9 protein-coding genes are annotated in these 13,913 nt (G+C 67.4%); 4 read left to right on the top strand and 5 right to left on the bottom strand.

Annotation, left to right across the window (positions count from 1 at the left end):
* The 5 genes from HOP12_05630 to HOP12_05650 all read right to left on the bottom strand — a co-directional run.
* A partial coding sequence (locus tag HOP12_05630; protein ID NOT33636.1) for a DUF4384 domain-containing protein occupies positions 1–1,057 on the bottom strand: 1,057 nt, incomplete at its 3' end.
* 125 nt (positions 1,058–1,182) lie between these two features.
* Complete coding sequence (locus tag HOP12_05635) at positions 1,183–2,025, bottom strand: hypothetical protein (GenBank protein NOT33637.1); 843 nt, start codon at positions 2,023–2,025, stop codon at positions 1,183–1,185.
* A gap of 950 nt (positions 2,026–2,975) precedes the next feature.
* The gene (locus tag HOP12_05640) at positions 2,976–6,074 is read right to left on the bottom strand and encodes a sigma 54-interacting transcriptional regulator (GenBank protein ID NOT33638.1); all 3,099 of its coding nucleotides are present in this window, start codon (positions 6,072–6,074) and stop codon (positions 2,976–2,978) included.
* Positions 6,075–6,653: 579 nt separating this feature from the next.
* Positions 6,654–7,583, bottom strand: coding sequence for a hypothetical protein (locus tag HOP12_05645; GenBank protein ID NOT33639.1), 930 nt, complete (start codon positions 7,581–7,583; stop codon positions 6,654–6,656).
* A 62-nt stretch (positions 7,584–7,645) separates the two neighbouring features.
* Complete coding sequence (locus tag HOP12_05650; protein NOT33640.1) at positions 7,646–8,131, bottom strand: winged helix-turn-helix transcriptional regulator; 486 nt, start codon at positions 8,129–8,131, stop codon at positions 7,646–7,648.
* A gap of 83 nt (positions 8,132–8,214) precedes the next feature.
* Here HOP12_05650 and rlmN point away from each other — a divergent pair, with 83 nt between their 5' ends.
* The 4 genes from rlmN (at position 8,215) to HOP12_05670 (ending at position 13,813) form a co-directional block, all read left to right on the top strand.
* Positions 8,215–9,297, top strand: a complete 1,083-nt coding sequence (gene rlmN, locus HOP12_05655) for a 23S rRNA (adenine(2503)-C(2))-methyltransferase RlmN (GenBank protein NOT33641.1) — start codon at positions 8,215–8,217, stop codon at positions 9,295–9,297.
* A gap of 25 nt (positions 9,298–9,322) precedes the next feature.
* Positions 9,323–10,834: a HAMP domain-containing protein gene (locus HOP12_05660; protein NOT33642.1), complete on the top strand. Its 1,512-nt coding sequence runs from the start codon at positions 9,323–9,325 to the stop codon at positions 10,832–10,834.
* Between the two features lie 43 nt (positions 10,835–10,877).
* Positions 10,878–12,242 (top strand): sigma-54-dependent Fis family transcriptional regulator, encoded by a 1,365-nt coding sequence (locus HOP12_05665; protein ID NOT33643.1) that lies wholly within the window; start codon positions 10,878–10,880, stop codon positions 12,240–12,242.
* A 320-nt stretch (positions 12,243–12,562) separates the two neighbouring features.
* The gene (locus HOP12_05670; protein ID NOT33644.1) at positions 12,563–13,813 is read left to right on the top strand and encodes a BamA/TamA family outer membrane protein; all 1,251 of its coding nucleotides are present in this window, start codon (positions 12,563–12,565) and stop codon (positions 13,811–13,813) included.
* Positions 13,814–13,913 lie beyond the last annotated feature (100 nt).

The following is a 13,913-nucleotide window of genomic DNA, read 5'->3' on the forward strand; positions in this document are numbered from 1 at the left end:
GCCACAGACCGTCGCGGTCGGCAGGATTGGTACCGCGATCGCCGGGAGTGAACGCGCGCGCGCCGCGCGACCCACTCGGATTCGGCGCCACGAAGCCCGGCGGCAACTTGCCTTCGGGGTTCCGCCCGCCGCGACTCTCCGCATAGCGTGTCGGTGGAACGTAGTTCGCTGGCGGCGCCGACTTGTAGCGTTGGAGCTTCCGACCCCACAGGCCGTTCCATTTGTTCCAGCCCTGCCACGCGGAATAGGTGATTCCCGCGGACGGCCGATAATGCGGCGGGCAGTCGGCGCGATACGAGTACACGTAGTACGGCACGAAGCCGTTCCAGTAGGCCGGCCCCCAGTGCCAGCCCCAGTTCACGCGCACATTGAAGACGCTGCAGCTGGTGTAGTACGGATCGAAGCCATCCCACCACGACCAGGTGCCGGGGCGGTGGCAGTCGTTGCAGATGTAGCGCGGGTAGCGAACCTTGGTGTGCACGTAGTAGGTCGAGTACGAGGTCGAGAAGGACTCGGTGTCCGAGTCGCGGTCGATCACGCGCCGCCGGATTCGCTCCATCGCGACGAATGGATCTCCCACGATCCGACCATCCTCGGTCACGCCCTCCTCGGGATCTACTTCGCCTTCGTAGCCGATCGCCTCGGCTGCCTCGTCGTAGGGCTGCAGATACCACGGCAACCGATCGAAGGGTTCCTCCGAAGCGATCGCAACGATGAAGCCTTCACCCACCGCCTGCTCGACCACGAGATCCATTTCGGAGCGCTCGGATGGCAGTCGAAGCGTCGTGCGGCCTTCGGCCAGTCCGGAGCTGCCACGGTCGGGATAGAGCACTCGCACGAGGCCCTCGGAATCGATCTCGTAGACGAGCAGATAGGCGTCGTCGGTGAGCCGGGCACGCACTTCCATGCGATCGCCGGGACGATACACACCGTCAGCGCCTCGGTCCGTCCACACTTCAACGCCGAGCCGATGTTCGGCGCGCGCCAGTGAGGGGCCGATGACGAGGGTCGCGAGAACGAGCCCGCCGGAGACGAGGCGCGTGGCCGCACGCAACATGGGTGTCACCATCCTTCCGAGTTCAGCCGCGAGTGCCGGCGGCTACCGGGGAGCGAGCGTGAGTGTCGCCCCTTGGAGCGCCGAATAGAAGTCCAGTCTTCGAAAACCTCATGCGCACGACCCGATCAGGACGCGGGCTTCGTCACCCACACGATCGGGCGCCTCGCTCCCGGCTCGCCGCGGGTGCCCTGGACGAGCAGCTCGCGATTTCCAGGATCGACCTGATAGGCCCAGTCGAACACCACGCGCGCCGCGGCGCCGGAAGTGGCCGGAAAGATGTGGCTGACACGAAACTTCGCGTAGTTGTTGTCGCGGGTCCACACCACGTAGCAGTGGCCCTCGATCAGCTCGACGCTTCCAGTCGGCGACCAGCCGGCCGTCGGAGCGAAGTCGATCGCATCGAGGCTCGAGCCGTAGCCCGCGTCCTGGATGTCGGTCGCGAAGTCGGGCACGAACATCTGGTAGACGGTGCCGTTGTGACCCATGAACATGTCCGTGCGAGCGTCTTCCCAGTTGCGCGCGGTCTGAGCCGAGAAGTCCCAGCCGGAAAAGTCGGGCCGGTCGAGATAGTTGTCGAGAAAGCGGTCGAAGCCTTCGGGGCGCGGAGTGTCGAACACGGTATCGAACGACAACTCGCTCTCGTTGCCCTCGCGGTCGTAGGCCGCGACCGCGAAATAGCGCGTGTCGCCGTTGGCGAGGCCCGTCACGGTGAACACCGAGCCGGTGGTGACCCCGATCGGGTCATACGGACAATCCGGACCGTTCGCGCACGCAGCCTCGTACACGCGATACCCCTCGACATCAGACTCGGTGTTCTCGAGCCAGCGAAGGTAGACCGTGGCGTCTCCAGTCACGCTCGAAACGCCGCGCGGTGCCGCCGGGGCGGAGTAGTCACGCCTCGTCACCTTGTCATCGCAGCCGGCGATCAACACCAGCAGCAGGAGAACTGCAGGCCAGGAATGACGCATCGGCTCCTCCCTCTCGTTCGTCGCGGAAAGCGTTCACACTGCGAAAGGGCAAGCGTTGTGCCATGCGTTTGGTGGCGCGCGCTCCATTGTGCCGCGACTGCGCAACTCCAGACCCACGAACCGGTTGCGTAAGTCGACACGGGTCGAGAGCAGGCGCCGGAAGACCGCAAGGGTGTGCGCCGCGGACTCAGGTGTGCGCGCACGCCACAGCCATCACGAACGAGTCGAGCGCGATCGGAGAGGGCGAACGGCAGGGTTCACGTTCGGCGGGACAGGCACTCGCGCGGCGGCGGCGCGCCTCTGCATCAGCAGACAAACAAGGACACCGGTCGAGTTACTCGCAGCACGAGCCTCAACATCCCCCAGTGTCGGCCCACGCTACGATCGACCGGTGTCCTTATCCCAACTCGACTGCTCGGTTCGGCACGCCGCGTCTCGTCGCGTTGGACCGGGTATAGGACGCTTCGAGAGCGGCGCGCCTGACCGAGAAATCCATCGTTGGCTGGTGCTGCACGGATGGAGTGAAGCGCCATCCGGAAAGTTCCTGGATATCCTCCAGGCTAGCCGGTCGATCGGGCAGGTGCGTGATCGAGTTGTTCGGGGCTCGTACCCTCGTCCTGAGCCCGTTCAGTACCGGCTAGCCCAGATTCACTGCGACTGCTTTGTTGCGACGACTTGCTGCTTCTCTGCGCTGATTTGGAGGTCCCCCCCTCCGAGCTATTCGGCTTCGCATCGTGCGTGCCAAGCACATTGCGTTTTGCGAACAACCTCTCAACGCGTTGGGCTGCAATAGTCTGCGGCACGATTGCGCGCTCGGTTCGAGCACGGCGAGCGGGGTGCAGCGGGGCCCAACTAGAAACAAAACTAAGAACCCCGCGACCTCCGAGCTAACTCGCTCGAAATCACGGGGTTCAGTGTTAAGCCGTTTGCTAGTCGGATCGGCCGAATCCTCAAGCCGTGTTAGTCACCGCACGCTTCTTCTCGAGTTTGAAGACGCGAATCTTGGACAGCAGCGTCGGGTAGCTCAGTCCCAGCTCGCGCGCGGTCTTTGCCTTGTTCCAGCGGTTGCGATCGAGCGCCTCGGCGACCATGCGCTTCTCGAGGTGCGCGATGCTGATGCGCAGCGAGCGCGAGTCGCGCAGGGACTCCGAAGGGCTCGAGGCCGCGCTCTCTCTCAGTTCGGGTGGCAGCAGGGCGGTCCCGAGAGTCTCGCCGTCTTCCGCCAGCACCACCATGCGCTTCACAGTCTTCTCGAGCTCGCGGACGTTGCCCCGCCACTCGGCGTGCAGGAACACCCGCAGCACCTCGGGCGCGAAGCCCGCGATCGGCCGATCCATCTGACGGGCGTAGGTGTCGAGGAAGTGCTGCGCGAGCAGCGGAATGTCCTCTCGGCGCTCGCGCATCGCGGGGACACGCACCGTGATGTCGTTGAGTCGGTAGTAGAGGTCTTCGAGGAAACGGCCCTCGCGAATGCGATCGCGCAGGTCGACGCCGGTCGCGCAGATGACGCGCGCCTCGACGCGCCGGCTGCGGGTCGCACCGAGCGGGCGCATCTCACCGCGATCCAGAACGTGAAGCAGCTTGGCCTGCACCGTCTCCGGAATCTTCTCGATCTCGTCCAGGAAGATCGTGCCGTCGCCGGCCTCTTCGAACAACCCCGACTTGTCGCGCACCGCCCCGGTGAAGGCACCCTGCACGTAGCCGAAGAGTTCACTCTCGAGCAGGTGCTCGGGCAGCGCCGCACAGTTGACCTGAACGAACGGGAGCTCGCGGCGATTCGACAGATCGTGCACCACCTGGGCGAGCAGGCCCTTGCCGGTGCCGGTCTCCCCCATGAACAGAATGGTCGCGTTGCTGTCGCTGACCTTCTGCAACATGCGCAGGATCTCCGACATCTCACGCGACTGGCTGATCACGCGCTCGAGTCCCGGCGTCGGCTTGAGCTGCTGGCGAAGCTGCTGGTTTTCGACCAGGAGTCGCGAACGCTGTGCTTCGACGATTGCGACCGCCGCCGTGTTGGCCAGCACCGCGAGCAGGTTGAGATCGCGCTGCTTGAACGAGCCCTGCAAGCTGTCACTCAGACGATCCACGAACAGCAGGCCGACCGACTGGGAAGGGAAGTTGAGCGGCACGCACACCAGCGAGCCGACGCCTTCGAGCGCACCCGCGAGCGCTTCGCTGAAGCGCGGATCGGCGGCGACACGGCTGGAGAAGATCGGGCCCTGCTCGGTCATCCGGGCACCCACGACCTGATCGAGGTGCTGCAGAATGCGGCGCGCACGATCACGACCCAGACCATGCTGAGCGACCACGTCGAGTCGCGCGCCGCTCGAGCTGAACGCGACGAATCCGCGATCGCCACCCGAATGCTCGACCGCGAGGCGCACGGTCTGCGCCAGAAGTCCGTCCATGTCGGCGGTGTCGCGGAACAGGCGATTCGCCTCGTCGAGCGCTCGGAACTCGTTCGAGGTCGAAAGCGAGACGGCGACGTACATCTGCTCGAGCTGCCGACGCAGCGCGCCGACCCGCTCTTCGATCGCGTCGTCCTGATGCTCGTGCAGCCAGGTCTCCGCCTGCTCGAGCAGCGCGAGGGCTTGATCGTAGTGTTCGCGCTCGGCCTCGAGCGTCGCGATCGTCATGAGCGCCTCGGCCGCCAGCGACGGCACTCCGAGCTGCCGATAGAGCGCGGCGCCGCGGCGCGCCGCTTCGGCCGCCGGTTCGAGCGCCATGCGCGTCCGTGTGCCGGAAGGAAGCAGCAGCATCAGCTCGCCCCACGAGGCGAGCGTCGTCGCCAACTCGTAGGTCTCCCCGAGTTCCTCGAAGGTCGCGATGGCGCTGGTGAGCCGCGACTCGAACGCCGCGGTGTTCGCGCGCATTGCTTCGAGACGCGCCAGCGAGCGCTCGGCGATCGATCGCTCGAGCCGATCACCGAGCCGCTCCGCCAGCGACAGCGCGCGCACCAGGTGCGACTGGGCATCGTCTGGACGACGCTGCATCAGGATCGACAGGCCCAGCCGGCTCTCGATCTCCATCACCAGGTCACCCTGGGGCGCGATGGCCATGGCTTCGGTGAGCGCGCGCTCCAGCAGGTTCTGCGCAGCCGCCGGGCGGCCGCGGTCGAGCTCGAGTTCTGCGATGAATTCAGCCGCCAGAATCTGTTCGCGCGCGGTCTTTGCTTCATTCGCAAGCGCGAGCGCCTGGCGCAGCTGCTCCTCGGCACGCTCGAACTGCCGCCGCCGGCGCGCCAGCCGCCCGAGCGCCAGCAGCGCGAGCGCCTCGCCGGAACGGTGACCCAGTTCACGCGCGATCTGGAGCGAGCGGCGGAAGTGTTCCTCGGCCAGATCCCACTCGCCGAGCGCATGACGCACCAGGCCGAGATTCTGATGATGCCCGCGCATGCGCGCATAGAGCCCTGCGCGCTCGTCGATCCTGAGCGCCTGCTCCAGATGACTCACGGCTTCGCGCCACTGGCGGCGCCCCTTGTAGATCAGTCCGAGATTGTTGAGCGCTGCGACCAGCCCGTCGTCGTCCCGGGTGCGACGGAACGTCGCCGCGGCACCTTGCAGCCATTCGATGGCTTCATCGAGGTGACCCAGCCGGGAGAGCCCGAGTCCGAGCGCGACGCTGACCTTGGCGACCGTGGCGTGATCGTCGGTGTCGCGCAGCACCGCGTAGGCGTAGCGCGCATAGCGACAGGCCGCACGGTAACGACCGAGGTTGTTCGATGCGACCGCGAGCCGCGCGGCGAAAGCAGCGCGCTCGAGCGGATCGTCGAGGCGGCGCGTGAGCGCCCGCGCCTCTCGCAGCGGCGCCAGCGCTTCATTCGAGCGCCCGCGCTGCGACTCGGCGTCGGCCAGCCGCAACAGGAGATGCAGGCGCTCAGCGGGCGCCGACTCGGGCGCCTCGCGAAGAGCCGCGGCGTAGGCCTCGGCCGCCCCGGCGAAATTATCCGCGGCGAAGTAGAGGTCACCGATCGACTCGTGCTGGTAAGGACCTTCCCGGTGAGGAAGGCGAGCATGAGCCGAATCGGGGGGGATCGCTCGCTGCACGTTCGAACCCTCGATGAGTGCTTCAACCCGGAAGAACGAAGCCGGCGGTTCGATCCGGCAACGCTCACTGCGACGATCCGTAGCTGGGTCGGCCGAGCTTCAGCTCAGCGAATCAGCCACGGAGATGCGATCGCCCTGATCCACATGAATCCGCGCCGAACGGGTAGCGGCAATTCGCCAGCCCCTCCGAATCCGGACGCTTTCGCGCTCCGAAGTGACGGAGGTGGATGAACGATTTGCTGCCCCTCGTCGGGATCACCCGCTGTGCGATGAGTCGCGCCCTGCTTGGCGGTGGTTGCGGCAGGGAATCTCGAGGCCGTGAATCCGCCCCATCGTGGCGCGGCGATCGACGGCCCGATCGCGACCGCGCAGAACAACGCGGCGAGAACGAGTGGAAGCGGGAGACGTCTCAAGATGCTCCTGATCATGCGCTGTGTGCTCCCTCGACCCCTGGTGAACGAAAGATGCGTGCCCCGCGTGATCGACCGAGATCGAGCCAGCGAGTAATCCTGATGAGAGGGGGTTGTCTCAGCGCCACTGGGAGTATCGGTCTGGTGTCCGCGAGACGTCAACGGATCTTTATCCGCTCGCCTCACCGGGGGCGCCGCCGTCGGGCAGCGGCTGACCTTCTCGAACCGCGAGACGCGCGAGGCCATAGCGGAGACCGCGGGTCGAGCACATGAGCCCACGCGATGAGAATCGCCGGGCGAGACACTGGATCACGAGCGCCCCGGCGGCGACGATGTCCGAACGCCCATGTCCGAGCACTGACCAGGTGGCGCGCTCGGCTTCTGAGGAAAGCGCGACCTTCTCGATCAGCGCTCCGAGTCGCTCGGTCTCGATCAACCAGCCCTCGAGCAGCGCCGGATCGTAGGTCTCGAGTCCGCGATCCAGAGAAGCCAGCACGGTCACGGTGCCGCCCACGCCTGCAAGGATGGGGGTCGCGGTCGGCATGTATGCACAGTCACGCATAATTTGAGCTTCGACCTGTGCGACTAGCCGAGCCTGATCATCGGGGCTCGGCGGACTGCCGGAGAGGAACTTCTCGGTCAGCGTGACCGCACCGAATCCGAGACTCGTCCAGCGCCCCGGAGTGCGCCCCAGGCCGCTCACCACCTCGGTGCTCCCGCCACCGAGATCGAACACGACGCACGGACTTCTCCAGGCAGCGGCGCCGAATCCGGTCACAACGGCCTCGTAGACCAGCCGGGCCTCCTCCTCGCCGCTCAGCACTCGAACCGACACGCCGCATCGTCGCTCGATGCCGGCCGCGATCTCCGGTCCATTGCTCGCGGTTCGCAGCGCTGCCGTCGCCCCGACGATCACTCGACGGGCACCGATCGCACGCGCCCGGCGCAGGAATTCGGCGACCAGATCGGCGGCGCGGCCCGCCATCTCGGGCTCGATGAGCCCGGTGCGATCGAGGCCGCGGCCGAGACGGCAGGCTTCTCCCGCCCGCGCCACCGCAGTCAGGCTTGGATCCTCCTCCGGACCCGACACTTCAGCCACCAGCAGCCGAATCGAATTCGAGCCAATATCAATTGCACACACACGCATACGTTCGGAGCCTCTCACAACAGAAAGTCGTCCATGTCGCCGCGCCGCAGTGGGCGGGAAACGGCGTTCGGCGTGTCCTGCGGTTGCACAGGGTCATCGGCCGGTTCGAGCGGCGAACTTTGCGCCCCGGCTGCTCTAGCGCGATTCGCGCCCGGTTCGCTCGCAGCGGCGGAGCGCCGCTCGCGGCTCGAGCGGCTTGTGAGACTGCCACGCCGAGGGACTCCGACCTCGGCGCTTTCAAGCCAGAGCAGAAAACTCCGCACATCCGCGTCGTCGCTCCGGAGCTGATAGAGCACCCGCTTGCCGTCACGCCGTCGGGCAGCGAAGCCGACGCGTTCGAGTGCCTGGAGGTGCCGAGTAGTGCACGACTGCGACAGTCCGACGCGCAACGCCAGGTCACTCACGCACAGATGCCCCTGCGAGAGTTCGCGGGCGATCCGATAGCGCGAAGCGTCTCCGAGACAGGCCAGCAATTCGCGGGCACCGATTCGATCGTTCATTGCACCGCCATGCATATCATGTCGACGAAGTTTGTCGCAAGAAACGGGGTCTGTTAGCGTCTCCGGCCTTGGCCCCCACGATCATGACCACCCTGCCGAATCTCGCCGTCTCGCCGGTGTTTCCTCCCGCTGCCCCGAGTCTCTTCGGGCTCTCTCGAGACACGCTCGGCGATCGACTGACGGCCCACGGAGTGCCGCGCTATCGGGCCGATCAGATCTACGCGTGGGTCTATCAGAAGCACCACCGCTCGGCCGCCAGCATGACGAACCTGCCGAGCGGACTTCGGTCCGGCCTCGAAGCGGTCTGCACGCTCGATCTCCCGCGACTCGACACCGTGCTGGGCACCCAGGATTCGATGACGCAGAAGTTCGTGCTCGAGCTGGCCGACGGCGCGCGCGTCGAGTGTGTGTCGATGCGCACCGAGAAGCGACTCACGTTCTGCGTTTCGAGTCAGGTCGGCTGCGCGCTCAAGTGCGCGTTCTGTGCCACCGGCCTGATGGGACTCAAGCGCAACCTGCGCGCCGAGGAGATCGTCGCGCAGGTGCTGGCGATGGGCGACTTCCACCGCTGGAGAGACGCGCGTTTCAACATCGTGTTCATGGGAATGGGCGAGCCACTCGTCAACTACGAACCCGTGATCGAGTCGATCCGCATCCTGCGCGACGAACGCGGCCTCAATCTGGGCGCGCGTCGCATCACGGTGTCGACCAGCGGCGTGGTGCCGGGCATTCGCCGCCTCGCCACCGAGCGCATGCCACTGGGGCTCGCGCTCTCGCTGCACGCGACCACCGACGAGCTGCGCAACGAACTGATCCCGCTCAACCGGCGCTGGCCGCTCGCGGATCTGATCCCTTCGGTGCGCGACTACGGCCGAGCGGTCGGGCGGCGCGTGACGCTCGAGTACACGTTGCTCGATGGCGTGAACGACCTGCCGGAGGACGCACTGCGGCTCGCCGCGATCGCGCGTAGTCTGCCGAGCAAGATCAATCTGATTCCTTACAACCCGGTGCCGGGGCTGCCGTTTCGACGGCCCTCCCCCGCGGCGGTCGAGGCGTTCGCCCAGCAGCTCTACCCGATCGCCCCCGCGGTGACGGTTCGCAACACGCTCGGCGGCGAAATCTGGGCGGCGTGCGGCCAGCTCGGGGGTCTGTCCCCGACCGGATGAGCGGACTACCCGCGCGGCGACGCTCGTGACACTGCGCTCCCGCCTGGTGCTGGCATTCCTCGCTCTGGCCCTCATCCCGCTCGGCATTCTCACCTTCTTCATGCTCGATCGGCTGGAGCGCTCGATCGCGCTGTGGAACACGCCCGGCGTGGATCGAGCACTGCAGTCGGCGCTCGAGGTCAGCAAGGCTTCCGTGGTGCGCCTCGAATCCACCGTGCGCGCGCAGGCCGAAACATGGGCCGAAGCGCTCCCGTCGGGCCGCCTCGATGTGGAGCGTCGCGAGGCGGTGCGTGCAGCGCTGCCGGCCGCTTCGCTCGACTTCCTGCAGATCTATCGCCGCGATGCGACCGGCTGGGCGCTGGTGGACGAGCTCACGCCCATCGGCGTCATTCCGCCGTCGCGCTTCGATCTCTCGGAGCGCGTCACCGAATCGCTCGCGGCGGATCGCGTGATTCGCTCGAGTGAAGGGGCGCTGGTCGGGCTGTGGCCGGCCGGCCCCTCGCACGTGGTGGCCGCGGGCTACTACGTGCCGCCCGACTTCTTCGGCGACATGGAACGCGTCGGCGAGGGGGTCGGATTCTATCGGCGGTTCGGAATCATTCGAGACGTGACGCGTGTGGCGTTGATCGCGCTGGTGCTGGGGCTGGTCGGCGCGCTCACCCTGGCTTCGTTCCTGGTCGCCAATCGCCTCGCGCGCAGCATGACGCAGCCGCTGCGCGCGCTCGAGGAGGCGGTCGGCCGGGTCGCCGGCGGCGACCTGACCGCGCGCATCACGCCGGTCGGAGCACGCGAGTGGGTGGCACTCGGTCACAGCTTCAACGACATGACCGGTCGGCTCGCCGAAGCGCAGGAGCGGGTGGTGCAAGCCGAGCGCGAGGCGGCGTGGCGCGAAGTCGCGCGAAGACTCGCCCACGAGTTCAAGAACCTGATCACGCCGATGGGACTCTCGCTGCACCGCCTGCGGCGCCGCGTCGAATCGGTGGACGTCGCACAACGCGCGGTGGTCGAGGACAGCCTGGCGGGGATCGGCGACGGCGTGGAACAGCTCGGACGCCTGGCGGAGCAGTTCTCGCAGTTCGCGCGGCTGCCGGAGCCGCGCCACGAGCCGCTCGATCTCGCCGACGTGGTACGTTCCGCGGTGCGTCTCCACGAGCCCGAAGGCGTCCAGGTCGAGCTCGATGCGACGCGCGAAGTGCCGGTGCTGGGAGATCGCCTGCTGCTGTCGCGCGCGATCCACAATCTGATTCTCAATGCCTGCGAAGCGAGTCCGCGCGGCGGCACCGTCGAGGTACAGGTGCACGCCACGGGCGAGCGCGCGGTCGTCGAGGTACTCGACCGCGGTTCGGGACTCGATCCGGTCCTGCGCGGCCAGCTGTTCGAACCGTACGTGAGCACCAAGCGACGCGGCAGCGGCCTGGGGCTGTCGCTGGTGCGGGACGTCGCGCAGCAGCACGGCGGCATGGTCACGCTGGACGATCGTGCGGAGGGCGGCGCACGTGCGGCGCTCGAGCTGCCGCTCGCGCAGCACGCCGAATGATTCCACCCCTGCCACGGAGGGCGGCCGACGACGCCGCGCACGCATGACCGCGAAGAAGATCCTGCAGATCCTGGTGGTGGACGATGACCCGGCAATCCGTCCGCGGCTGCGCGGAGTGCTCGAGGACGAGGGCCACGAGGTGCGCGAGGCCGCCGACGGCCGAAGTGCGCTCGAGGCACTCGAGGCAGCGCGCTTCGACGTGGTGCTGCTCGACGTCAAGATGCCCGGCATGACCGGACTCGATGCCCTGCCGCTGATGCGGGAGATGGCACCGGGGACCGCAGTGATCATGGTGTCGGGCGAGAGCACGATCTCGATCGCGGTTCAGGCGGTGAAGCGTGGCGCCTTCGACTTCATCGAAAAGCCGCTCGACACTCCGGACAAAATCGCGCTGCTGCTCGGGGTGATCGCGCAGGCCGCGCAGCTCACCGAATTGCGGCGGCATCCGGTGCGATCGCCCGCGGCGCCGAACGACCTCGGCCTGATCGGCTCGAGCCCCGCGATCGCGGCGCTCATGGCCGACATCCGTCGCCTCGCGCCGTCGAATGGCAAGGTGTTCATCACGGGCGAGAACGGCGTCGGCAAGGACCTGGTCGCAAACGCGATCCACCGGCTTTCGAAGCGCGCCGATCAGCCGTTCGTAAAGCTGAACTGCGCGGCGCTGCCGCGCGATCTGGTGGAGAGCGAGTTGTTCGGACACGAGAAGGGAGCCTTCACCGGAGCGGTGGCGCGCAAGACCGGTCGCCTCGAGCGGGCGGATGGCGGGACGCTGTTCCTCGACGAGATCGGCGACCTGTCGCTCGAGGCTCAGGCGAAACTGCTGCGCGCGATCGAGAGCGGCGAGGTGGATCGGATCGGAAGCACCGACACCGTGAAGGTCGACGTGCGGGTGATCGCCGCGACCAACAAGGACCTGCACGCAGCGATCGAAGTGGGCGATTTCCGGCAGGATCTCTACTTCCGTCTCAATGCGCTGCCGCTGCACGTGCCGCCGCTGCGCGAGCGTCGCTCGGACATCGGGCCGCTTGCGCAACACTTCCTCGCCGCCTCGTGCGAAGCCGAGGCCAAGCCGCCCAAGCGGCTCAGCACCGAGGCGATCGCGGTGCTCGAGGACTATCGGTGGCCCGGCAACGTGCGCGAGCTGCGCAATCTCATGGAGCGAGCGGCCATTCTGGTCGACGGCATCGAGGTCCGCGCCGAGGACCTCTCGGCGTGGCTGATCGGCGATGACGAGGTTCCGTCGGAATCGACGGGGCTGCGCGGCGAGATCGAGCGCCGCGAAGTCGAGGCGATTCGCCGCGCACTCGAGAGCTCGAACTGGAACGTGACCCAGGCGGCCGGAACACTCGGCATCGATCGCACGAACCTGCATCGCAAGATGCGCAAGTTCGGGCTGTCGCGCCGGTAGCGAGTGCGCCACACGGCGTGGCGGCGCTGCCACGCGCTCCCGGACACGCTCGCCGCGGTGCGTGGCGCAAACCGCGATTCGGGAACGCGCGTGACGCGCGCTTCACGTGGTATGAACATTGCCCTTCTCTGCGACGCCATCCTGGCTACCCACCTTCGCCACCGGGAGAACCGATGATCGTCGCTCGTCGTCCCTTCCGCCGGCCGACGGACCGCGTCCGCGCGTCACGTAGCAACAGGCGCACGGTGCGGTTCGGGGCCGGAATCGCTGTCGTCTTCGCAGTGCTGTGGAATCCGGGCACCTCCGGCGCCCGAGGACTCGTGGCCGCCCCGGTCGTCGCAGTCGTCGAGACCCTCACCTTTCGACCGGCGTGGTCGGATCCCGACACCGCGCGCATCGAGTGGCGCGACACCGAGTCGGTGCCGATCGACGAGATCGAAGAGTCGCTGTGGCCTCACACTCCGTTCGGCGACGATCTGTTGATGAACGCCGATGAGTGGCGGCTGCGCGGCGACCCGTCGTGGACGACCCGCACGCTGCATGGCGACTACAACCGGGTGGATCGCCTGCAGCTCAGCGTCGGTGGCGAGCTGCACCCGTCGGACCACGCACTGCCGCGCATCGGTGCGCGCTTCGGCTACAGCTTCGGCCGCAAGCGCACGCTCTACGGGGTGCGTTTCGAGCAACCGCTGTTGCCGAACGAGTGGCTCGCGGTGGGCGCGTCGATGGACCGCCGCACCGCGCACCCGGATCTGCAACAGATCCCGGACTGGGAAAACAGCCTCGATCTGCTGTTCGGCCGCAACGACCATCGGAACTACTTCGAGCGCTCGGGGATCGGCGCCTACGCGACGACGCGTCTCGGCGATCTCACCACCGCCAGCCTGCACGTGCGCAACGACGAGTACGCCTCGCTCGCGCTCGAGGGCGGCGTGACCTCGATCCTGTGGCGCGAGCGCGAGCTGCGTGCCAATCCCGAGATCGACCCCGGCGAGGTCCATACCTGGGCGCTGCAGCTCGAGCGGCTCGCGCGTCGCAAGGTGGCGCCGCGCGCGGGTATCTACCACTGGTTGTCGCTGGAGCGCGCCGGTCACGGGCTCGGCGGCGAATTCGAGTACACGCGGCTGCTCGGAGACCTGCGGACCGTGCTGCGGCTCTCGCCCGCCACCACGCTGGCGGTGCGGCTGGCTGCCGGCCACACGCTCGAGGGGACGCTACCGGCACAACGGCGCTTCACGCTCGGCGGCGTGGACGCGCTGCGCGCCCACAATGCCGCGACCTTCGAGGGCGATCGCATCGCGCTGGCGCAGGCCGAGTACACTTTCGGGCTCTGGAGGTTCGAGCGGCTCGACGGCGTCAACAGCGACCTGAGCGTGATCGTGTTCGCGGACGCGGGATCGGCGTGGAGCGGACCCGGCCACGACTGGAATCTCGGCGACCAGCGCGTGGCGATCGATGGCGGCTTCGGTATCGGCACCGGCGACGAAACACTGCGCGTCTACTTTGCCCGCGACCTGCGCGAACCCGCAGGCCCCTTCAACGTCACGGCGCGATTGCAACGTCCGTTCTGATCTTGATCTCGTGAGCGCTCCCCGCCTCTTCCTTCCGACTTCGAATCGCGTGCCGCCCGCGGCGCGGCGAGCGCTCGCCTGCGCGCTCGGAGCGCTTCTG

It is taken from the genome of Candidatus Eisenbacteria bacterium (assembly GCA_013140805.1).
In the GTDB taxonomy this organism is placed as follows: domain Bacteria; phylum Eisenbacteria; class RBG-16-71-46; order RBG-16-71-46; family RBG-16-71-46; genus JABFRW01.

Coding starts and splice junctions, on each gene's coding strand:
- HOP12_05635 (NOT33637.1), bottom strand. CDS start 2,025: ATGCGTCATTCCTGGCCTGCAGTTCTCCTGCTGCTGGTGTTGATCGCC.
- HOP12_05650 (NOT33640.1), bottom strand. CDS start 8,131: ATGAACGATCGAATCGGTGCCCGCGAATTGCTGGCCTGTCTCGGAGAC.
- rlmN (NOT33641.1), top strand. CDS start 8,215: ATGACCACCCTGCCGAATCTCGCCGTCTCGCCGGTGTTTCCTCCCGCT.
- HOP12_05665 (NOT33643.1), top strand. CDS start 10,878: ATGACCGCGAAGAAGATCCTGCAGATCCTGGTGGTGGACGATGACCCG.